The sequence below is a fragment of the Micromonospora sp. NPDC005220 genome (assembly GCF_040607895.1).
Classification (GTDB): Bacteria; Actinomycetota; Actinomycetes; order Mycobacteriales; family Micromonosporaceae; genus Micromonospora.
The window spans coordinates 19,873-29,218 of the sequence record NZ_JBEXHP010000075.1; the positions used below are offsets into that span (position 1 = coordinate 19,873).

Below are 9,346 nucleotides of genomic sequence, written 5' to 3' on the forward strand. Positions count from 1 at the left end.
AGCCAGACGCCCGGGAATTCCCCCGGTTCGATGAACCGTGCGAGGGAACGTAACAACCACGGAAACCGGGTGGCAATCGGTTGCCATTAATTGCCATCGATGCTCTGCTGATGTGCATGAACCCCGAAGGCGCGTCCTCCCCCCATGCGGCGGCACGCCGGGAGGGCCGCGTGACCATCAACGACATCGCTGCCCTCACCGGCGTCGCCGCCTCCACCGTGTCCCGGGCGCTGAGCCGGCCCGACCGGGTCAACCGGGTCACCCGGGAACGCATCCAGGCCGCCGCCCGCGAGCTGAACTACGTACCCAACACCCAGGCGCGGGCGCTGTCGTCGGGGCGTACCGAAACGGTCGCCCTGCTCGTCTCGGACGCGACGAATCCGTTCTACTTCGGACTGATCCGCGGCGCGCAGCAACAACTGCGCGCCGCCGGCCACGCCCTGCTGCTGATCGACACCGAGGACTCGGCCGAGCTGGAGAACCATCTGCTGCACAAGGTGCGCCGGTCGGTCGACGGGGTGATCCTCGCCGCCTCCCGCCTTCCCGAGCAGACCCTCTCCGTCATCGCCGCCGAACTGCCGGTCGTCACCGTCAACCGCAACGTCCCCCGGGTGCGCAGCGTCGTCATCGACAGCCCGGACGGGGTGATGCAAGCCGTCGAGCACCTGGTCTCGCTGGACCACCGGGCGATCGCGTACGTCGCCGGACCGCCGTCCTCCTGGGCCAACGAGGCCCGGTGGCGGGCGATGCGGACCGCGATGGCCCGACACGGCCTCACCGCGGCCCGCGTCGGACCGTTCGGCGTGTCCCGCAGCTCCGGGTCGGTCGCCGCGGACGCGCTGCTGAATACCGGCGCCACCGCCGGCGTCACCTTCAACGACCTGCTGGCGATCGGCATCCTGCGGCGGCTGGCCGAACGCGGCGTCGACGTCCCCGGCGAGATCAGCGTGGTGGGCTGCGACGACATCTTCGGCGCCGACTTCTGCAGCCCCCCGCTGACCACCCTCACCGCGCCGATCGAACAGGCCGGCCGGGTGGCGGTGTCCATGCTGCTGGACCACCTTGAGCACCTGGGGGAAACGGCGTCCCGTCAGACCGTGCTGCTGCCCACGCACCTGACCATCCGGCAGTCCAGCGGGCCGGCCCCGCGCCGGTGACCATTCGCCGGGCCGCCTCTCCCGGACGACCGGCCCCCGTTCACACCCCTCTCGAGAAAGGCACCTGCGTGAAGATCGTCGCAGCGGACGTCGTCGTCACCAGCCCCGACCGCAACTTCGTCACCCTGAGGATCACCACCGACGAGGGACTCACCGGGCTCGGCGACGGCACCCTCAACGGCCGGGAACTCTCGGTCGCGTCCTACCTGGCCGACCACGTCGTCCCGCTGCTGATGGGGCGTGACCCACACCGGATCGAGGACACCTGGCAGTTTCTCTACCGGTCGGCGTACTGGCGGCGCGGACCGGTCACCATGGCCGCCATCGCGGCGGTGGACGTCGCGCTGTGGGACATCAAGGCCAAGGCCGCCGGCATGCCGCTGTACCAGCTGCTGGGCGGCGCGTCCCGGGCCGGGATCATGGCGTACGGGCACGCGTCCGGGCGGGACATCCCCGAGCTGTTCGACTCGATCCGCCGCCACCTCGACCTCGGTTACCGGTCCATCCGGGTGCAGACCTCGGTGCCGGGGATCAACGCGGTCTACGGGGTGGCCGCGCAGCCCAGCGCCACCGGCCAGCGCTACGACTACGAACCCGCGCAGCGCGCGCCGCTGCCCGCCGAGGAGGACTGGGACACCCGCGCGTACCTGCGCCACCTACCGTCGGTCTTCGAGGCGGTGCGCGGCGAGTTCGGCCCGGAGCTGCCGCTGCTGCACGACGGGCACCACCGGATGACCCCGATCCAGGCCGCCAAGCTCGGCAAGGCCCTCGAACCGTACGACCTGTTCTGGCTGGAGGACTGCACCCCGGCGGAGAACCAGGAGGCGCTGCGGCTGGTCCGCCAGCACACCACCACCCCGCTGGCCATCGGGGAGGTCTTCAACACGGTCTGGGACTACCAGACCCTCATCCGCGAGCAGCTGATCGACTACGTCCGGTCCGCGGTCACCCACACCGGCGGCATCACCGCCATGCGCAAGCTGCTCGACTTCGCCGCCCAGTACCAGATCAAGTCCGGCATCCACGGCCCCACCGACATCTCCCCGGTCGGCATGGCCGCCGCGCTGCACCTCGACCTGGCCATCCACAACTTCGGGATCCAGGAGTACATGAAGCACACCCCGCTGGCCAACGAGGTGTTCCGGCAGTCGTTCACCTTCACCGACGGCTACCTGCACCCCGGCGACCAACCGGGGCTCGGGGTGGAACTCGACGAGGAGGCGGCGGCCCGGTTCCCGTACCAGCCGGCGTACCTGCCGTTCAACCGGCTCAAGGACGGCACGGTCCATGACTGGTGACCGCGCGGTGGCAACCCGCCACAGGGGGTGGCCCGTCCGGACCGAAAGCGCCGCAGCACAGCTCGACCACTTCAGCGAGGAGGTCACCGCCACGTACTACATCGCCAAGCCCGCCCAAGCCCCGGACGTCTCGGACATCCTCGAGCGACTCGGCACCGACCAGGGGACGCGGCAAGATCCCCCAGCCGCCTTGCCCAGCAATGTGCAGGGATGACGAACCTGGTCGCCGACCCCGGTATGGTGTGCTTCAGCGACGCGTATGCCGCGCGGTGCGCCCGCTCGCCGTCGCCGTAGCTCTCCTCGGCCGACTCCAGCGTCTTCTTGTACGTGCGGACCGCCTTGTCGTCGGAGCGCGCGATGGTCGACGGCACGTCGTCACGCATCTCCTCGGCCTGCTCGTGCTTGTCCGGCATGTCGCTGCCTCCTGATTCCCTGTCACCTGTCCAGTTCGTCGCGGGCGGCGTCGACGCCGGCGGGCAGCACCCGGCCGGCGGTCTCGGTGACCATGTCCCGCACGTCGTCCGCGAGGCGCGCCGACGGGCCGCCGGCCGCGCGCAACTGCGCCAGCCCTACCCGCCCCAACAGCACGGCGGTGAGCAGATAGCCGGCGGTGAGGCCGGCGGCGGCCAGCCGACGCGGAAGCATCGTCTCCAGCACGCGCAACACGGTGGTCGACGCCGCTCCGGCGCCGAGAACCAGGCAGCCCCCGGCCGCGGCCAGCAGCACGATGCCGACGCCGGCCGGACGGGCCGCCTCGCTCACCTGCGCGCGTACGGCTCGGACCTCCTCGCGAACCACGTCGGCCACGTCCTCGGCCAGCCGCTCGGTCGGGCTCCGCCGTCCGTCCCCGCCCACGGTCCCCTCGCTCATCACACCTCCCAATGCGCCGCCGCGTGCGCGCGGCGTACCCGTGCATGCGCACCGCACACCCCGATGCCGCAGCTTTCAGTCAGTGGCTGCTACGGAAAAGCCGAAACCCACCCCGCCGCATGCCCGAGACTGGCCGGGTGAGCAGTTCACCGGAGGTCCCATGGCAACGAGGATGACGACAACCCCGGGAGTGCGCACTCTCTCATCATGGGCCAGCGGGCAGTTGACCCCCACCTTGCTCAGACGGGGACCTCGGCGCTGAGGACGATGGTGCACTCCTCGGGCAGGTGAAGGAACTCGGCTTGACTGGCGGCGTTGTGGGCGAGGCCGATGAACAGCCGTTTACGCCAGGCGGCCATACCGGGGCGGCGGGTGCGGCGCAGCGTGATCCTCGAGACGAAGTAGCAGACCTGATCGAGGGCGAACCCCTCGGCGAGGGGGTGGGTGGCGGCGCGGCGTAGGACTTCGGGAAAGTCGGTGGGGTCCTGGAATCCGAAGACGGCGGTGATGTGGATGATGCCGTCAGTCGGGTCACCGAGATCGTCGATGGTCAGGCGCCTGTCCCAGGGTATGTGCGGGGCGTTCGCCGTACGACCGGTGATGATCACGATGCGCGAATGCCGAACATGGTTGTGCGCCACGTTCGCGCGTAGCGCGAGGGGCGTCGTCTCCTTGTTGGGGTGAGGGAACACCGCGGTGCCCGGTACCCGCAGAACGTGCGAGGTGTGCAGGGTGTCGATGAAGTCCAGGAGTGGGCCTTCCAGCTCGGTTCGTCGAGGGGTGACCAGTTCCGCTCCGCGCCGCCATGTCAGCAGCACGGTGAAGACGGTGGCGGCGATGAGCAGCGTGAGCCAACCGCCGTGGCTGATCTTGGCCAGGTTCGCGGTGAAGAAGAGCAGCTCGATGCTGCCGAAGATGATCCCGAACACTGCGACCTGCCAGGTCGGCCAGTGCCACAACACCCGTGCGACGACCAGGAACAGGCTCGTGGTGATCAGGAAGGTGCCGGTGACCGCCACCCCGTAGGCGGCGGCGAGGTTGGTGGAGGAGCCGAAGGTGAAGACCACCAGCAGCACCGCCGCAAACAGGCTCCAGTTGACTCCGGGCAGGTAGATCTGCCCGTACTCGCGGCGCGATGTCTGCCGGATACGTAGGTGCGGCAGGAAACCCAGCCGCATCGCCTCCCGGGACATCGAGAACGCCCCGGAGATCACCGCCTGGGAAGCGATCACGGTGGCCACGGTGGCCAGGACGACCATCGGCAACCGGGCCCATTGCGGTAAGAGCAGGAAGAACGGGTCGGCCCGACCGTCCGGGGTTCGCAGGATCAACGCGCCCTGTCCCAGATAGTTGAGGGTCAGCGCGGGAAACACGACCGCAAACCAGGCCCGGCGGATCGGGGCCCGGCCGAAGTGCCCCATGTCGGCGTAGAGAGCCTCGGCGCCGGTGATCGCCAGCACCACGGCCCCCATCGCGATGAACGCGATGACCGGGTGAGCCACGACGAACAGGACCGCGTAGGTCGGCGACAGTCCGGCCAGCACGCCTGGGTGGCGCACCACCTCGGCGGCGCCGGCAACACCGATGCAGGCGAACCAGAACATCATGGTCGGTCCGAACACGGCGCCGACCTGACCGGTGCCCCATCGCTGGATCACGAAGAGCAGGATGAGGATCACCGCCGACACCGGCAGGACCACCACCGCCCACCGCGAGGAGATCACCTCCAGCCCCTCCACCGCCGACAGTACGGAGATGGCAGGTGTGATCACGCTGTCGCCGTAGAACAGAGCGGCACCGAGCGCCCCCAACGCCAATACGCCACCGGCACGCCTGCCGCCGTCGCTGAGGAGGGCTCCTCGGGCGAGGGCTGCCAGGGCCATCACCCCGCCCTCGCCCTCGTTGTCGGCGCGCAGAATGAAGATGACGTACTTGGCCGACACGATCAGGGTGATCGACCAGAAGACCAACGAGATCACGCCGAACACGTCGGGCTTGTCGGGCACCAGGTTGCGGTCGAGGGTGAAGACGGTTTTCAGCGCGTACAGCGGGCTCGTGCCAATGTCGCCGTACACCACACCCAGCGCGCCCAGCAACCGCCCCAGCCCCGCCGGTCCCTGGCCGGTCAGCGAGGCCTGAGACGCGGTTCCACCGTCCTCCACCCGGCTACCGTCGGGAGGCTGCCCGTCCTTCGCTGGCTCCGTCACCCCACAGACATACCAACCCGTACGCCGTTCCTCCCCCGGACCGCCGAACTTGGCCCCACGCAGGCTCGCCCGGGGGCCGCCGGGGTGGAGCAACCGCGCCGGACGCGGCAACCCGCCCGGTGGTGTTGCGCCGGCGCACGGCGCACCGCACCTTCCGCTTCCGAGCGTGACCGCGGTGCGCGCGAAGGAAGAGAAGCAACTACGGGTCGAAGCGGGGCGGGCAGGCAAGACGACCGGCCCGAAGATGAAACAAGCATCCAGTCAGTGATCGGCTCATCGTCGGCGGTCGGCCCTACGAAGTGCAGCAGAAGAGCCGATCGCGGCACAGGGGGACGATGTCCTGTCTGCCCGAAATTGCCTGCCGTTAAGAGGTCCAACAGCGATTCCAGCGACGCCGATACGGTACGCCTACCAGGCGATTCACCGCGGGGACAGCGAAGATCGGCTCGCAAAAAGCCACCCGAGTCAAGGGTTCCAGCAGCGCCTTACACGCCACTTCATCACGCCAGAACAATAAATTGAGAGTTTCCGCAAGTCACTGACCTGCGGAAACCCTCTCACTGTCGGGACGGCCGGATTCGAACCGACGACCCCTTGACCCCCAGGCAACAACCAAGCAACTCTCACCAGCCGTTACGCATCACTGAGCTGGATCCGAACGTCCCTCGAAGTCCGTAGTTGTCCACCAGCGTACGACCTGGTCGTCACCCAGTTAGTCACTCACCAGAACCGGGGCTGGGCAAGTTGCTGCAATCAGCCTGCATCATTCGAACCAGACCGCCGACGCTGAATTTCTGCTTTGATCTGGGCCGCCCGCCGCTGCAACGGCAGCGCCTCCTCCGCCCGCCCCAGCTCACCCAACGTGCCCGCCAGGTTGTCCAACCGGAGCGCGATGTCGGGGTGCCCCGCCGGCAACGCCGCCTCACAGATCTCCAACGCCCGCCGCCGCAACGGCAGCGCCTCCTCCACCCGCCCCAGCTCACCCAACGTGCCCGCCAGGTTGTTCAACCGTGTCGCGATGTCGGGGTGCCCGGCCGGCAACGCCGCCTCACTGATCTCCAACGCCCGCCGCTGCAACGGCAGCGCCTCCTCCGCCGGCCCCAGCTCACCCAACGTGTACGCCAGGTTGCTCAATCGGAGCGCGATGTCGGGGTGCCCCGCCGGCAACGCCGCCTCACAGATCTCCAACGCCCGCCGCCGCAGCGGCAGCGCCTCCTCCACCCGCCCCAACTTCCCCAACGTGTACGCCAGGTTGTCCAACCGTGTCGCGATGTCGGGGTGCCCGGCCGGCAACGCCGCCTCACAGATCTCCAACGCCCGCCGCTGCAACGGCAGCGCCTCCTCCGCCGGCCCCAGCTCACCCAACGTGTACGCCAGGTTGTCCAACCGGAGCGCGATCTCGGGGTGCCCGGCCGGCAACGCCGCCTCACAGATCTCCAACGCCCGCCGCTGCAACGGCAGCGCCTCCTCCGCCCGCCCCAGATTCACCAACGTACCCGCCAGGTTGTCCAACCGGAGCGCGATCTCGGGGTGCCCGGCCGGCAACGCCGCCTCACAAATCTCCAACGCCCGCTTTTCAGCCTGTAGCGCCTGGGGGTACCTGGCCTGCGTGTAGTGATAGAACCCGAGTTGGCCCAGCAGATACGCGAAGTTCAGATCTGTGGTGTCCTCGGGCATGTGCTGGACGAACGCGTCAACATGTGGGGCGAACAACCTCCATTGCGGCCAGGTGTCGACGTCGGCTGATGGGTTGCCCGGTGGGCGGGCTTGGTCGAGCAGAGCCAACGCGTGGTCAAGGACTCGCTGCCACAACGGCTCGGGCAGGCCACTACGCTCGTCGTGGTAGTCAACCTCGGCCTGCGTTTGCGCCTGGCCGCGGACCACCGTTTGGAGAAGTCGGTGAGTGCTGACTGTCGTCTCCGTGAGCGTGACCAGATTGTACGACGCCAACGCCGACAGCGCCTGGTCAACAGCACCGGCCTGTTCGGAATATCCGGCCAAGATCGAGCGCGGCACGTCGTCGGGTGCGTAACACGACAAGATTCGCAGCAGGTCGATCGCTGCCGGCCGGACTTCGCGCAGCCGGCCGAGGGTAAGTAGCCACACCTGCGCCACCGCCCGCTCCGCCTGGTCCCCCTCCGCGATCGTGTTCAACACCTCCGCAGGCTGCGCCCGCAACCGATCCAGATAGACCGACAACGGCAGGCGCGTCTGCCTCAGATAGCCGGCCGCCTGCTGCAACGCCAACGGCAGATACCCCAACTCGTCGGCCAACACCGCCGCCGCCAACAGATCCTGCTGCTCCCCACGCTCCAACAACAGCCGCACCGCAGACTCACGATCCAGCATGTCCAGACGCAGACACCCGTCGACCAGCGTCTCCCAATTCACATCACGCCGCGTCGTGATCAAAAGGTGCCCGGTGTCCAACTGCGCCAACAGCGGCTCGACATCCGAGCGCAGCTCCACGTTGTCCAACACGAGCAACCAACCCGACTGGTTCTGCAACCAGCCGACCGCCCACCCCGCAGCCTCCGCTGCCGTCGCCGTCAACACCAGCTCCGGGTTCAACCGGGCCGTCAACGCCGCCAAACCGCTCTCGATCGCCGCCCGGCTATCAGCAGTCACCCACCACCGCACCAGATACCGGTCACGCCACCGGTGGGCGTACTGCAACGCCAACTCGGTCTTACCCACCCCACCCAGGCCATGCACCGCCTGACAGATCACCCCGCTACCGGCGGACATCACCTCCTCCAACTCAGCGAACTCCTCCTGACGGCCCACAAACAACCGCGAAGCCGGCATGGGCAGGTTATGCAACCGCTTCCCGGTATCGGGAGCCGTCGACGCCCGATGCAGCTCAATCCGCCGGGCATCGACCCTCGCGTCATCCCCCGTGATGGCAAACCCGCTGATCTCACCCGCCGCGACCGACCGGCCGCCCTCAGCACTCACCCCACCAGAGCCGGCAGCATCCCGATCAGTCATCGAGTCACCTGGCCACCATCCCCGGTGATCACCACCCCACTGACCGTCTGCCCCGCGACAGACCGCTCACCCGACGCCGTGATCGTCACCCCCGCCGACGCCAGCATCTGCGACAACTCGGCAGCCAACCCCGCATCAGCAGCCACCGCCTTACGGATCTGCAACCGCAACGCCGCCAACCGATCCTCATCACCCGGATCCTCGGCCACATCCAACACCGCCGCCTCCACCATCGGCGCCGACTCCTCCCGCCCCAGCAACCGACGCAACAGCCGCCCACCCAGGCCGACCGTCGCGTCCGCCGCCACCTCCTGCACCCGTCCCACCACCCCGGCCCCGTACGCTCCGGCAGCCGCCGCCACATACGGCACCACGGCACCCGCCAACGCAGTCACATCCGGATCCATCAACCCTCACCCTCCGAGCCAGGCCATCAGCGACCTCGATCAGTACCACACCAATGCACGCACCGTCACATCGCCCGAAGACCAACAGCAAGCACAGCCCAACCCACTCACCATCCCGTCTGCCGTCGACCCGCCCTCCTGGGGAGCGGGCCGCCGCCCGGCCCGCCACGTCAAGACGTCCTTGACGCCCGTACGGACGCTGGCGGGTCGGGCGGTGGTCTGCTCGGCTCGCCCGGGTCGACGGCAGACGGGATGGCTCCCACCGCCACCACCCACGGACCGCAAGCCGCCGACGACCCCCGGCCATCCTGGAGCCGGAGCGCCCCCGCCGGAGGCGCAGTAACCGCTCACCCGGCAGCCGCTGACGGACCCGGCGTGCGCTTCCCTACGCCGCGCGGTGCTCGCCGCGCGGCCCG

At 68.8% G+C, this 9,346-nt stretch carries 7 protein-coding genes; 2 read left to right on the forward strand and 5 right to left on the reverse strand.

Annotation, left to right across the window (positions count from 1 at the left end; genetic code table 11):
- Nucleotides 1-170: 170 nt before the first annotated feature.
- Nucleotides 171-1,157 (forward strand): LacI family DNA-binding transcriptional regulator, encoded by a 987-nt coding sequence (locus tag ABZU52_RS23335; RefSeq protein ID WP_354973109.1) that lies wholly within the window; start codon nt 171-173, stop codon nt 1,155-1,157.
- 68 nt (nt 1,158-1,225) lie between these two features.
- Nucleotides 1,226-2,455: a D-mannonate dehydratase ManD gene (gene manD, locus ABZU52_RS23340; protein ID WP_354973110.1), complete on the forward strand. Its 1,230-nt coding sequence runs from the start codon at nt 1,226-1,228 to the stop codon at nt 2,453-2,455.
- A gap of 83 nt (nt 2,456-2,538) precedes the next feature.
- Here manD and ABZU52_RS23345 read toward each other — a convergent pair whose 3' ends face one another.
- The 5 genes from ABZU52_RS23345 to ABZU52_RS23365 all read right to left on the reverse strand — a co-directional run bounded on the left by ABZU52_RS23345 (nt 2,539) and on the right by ABZU52_RS23365 (nt 8,930).
- Complete coding sequence (locus tag ABZU52_RS23345; protein ID WP_354973111.1) at nt 2,539-2,868, reverse strand: ChaB family protein; 330 nt, start codon at nt 2,866-2,868, stop codon at nt 2,539-2,541.
- Nucleotides 2,869-2,890: 22 nt separating this feature from the next.
- On the reverse strand, nt 2,891-3,325 hold the full coding sequence (locus tag ABZU52_RS23350; RefSeq protein ID WP_354973112.1) for a phage holin family protein: 435 nt from the start codon (nt 3,323-3,325) through the stop codon (nt 2,891-2,893).
- Nucleotides 3,326-3,564: 239 nt separating this feature from the next.
- The gene (locus tag ABZU52_RS23355; protein WP_354973113.1) at nt 3,565-5,487 is read right to left on the reverse strand and encodes a KUP/HAK/KT family potassium transporter; all 1,923 of its coding nucleotides are present in this window, start codon (nt 5,485-5,487) and stop codon (nt 3,565-3,567) included.
- Nucleotides 5,488-6,285: 798 nt separating this feature from the next.
- Nucleotides 6,286-8,319, reverse strand: coding sequence for an FxSxx-COOH system tetratricopeptide repeat protein (fxsT, locus tag ABZU52_RS23360; RefSeq protein ID WP_354973114.1), 2,034 nt, complete (start codon nt 8,317-8,319; stop codon nt 6,286-6,288).
- A 200-nt stretch (nt 8,320-8,519) separates the two neighbouring features.
- Complete coding sequence (locus ABZU52_RS23365) at nt 8,520-8,930, reverse strand: hypothetical protein (protein ID WP_354973115.1); 411 nt, start codon at nt 8,928-8,930, stop codon at nt 8,520-8,522.
- Nucleotides 8,931-9,346: the final 416 nt, after the last annotated feature.

Excerpts from the sequence above, each read along its gene's own strand:
- ABZU52_RS23345 (WP_354973111.1), bottom strand. The coding sequence starts at position 2,868 with ATGCCGGACAAGCACGAGCAGGCCGAGGAGATGCGTGACGACGTGCCG.
- ABZU52_RS23350 (WP_354973112.1), bottom strand. The coding sequence starts at position 3,325 with ATGAGCGAGGGGACCGTGGGCGGGGACGGACGGCGGAGCCCGACCGAG.
- ABZU52_RS23365 (WP_354973115.1), bottom strand. The coding sequence starts at position 8,930 with ATGGATCCGGATGTGACTGCGTTGGCGGGTGCCGTGGTGCCGTATGTG.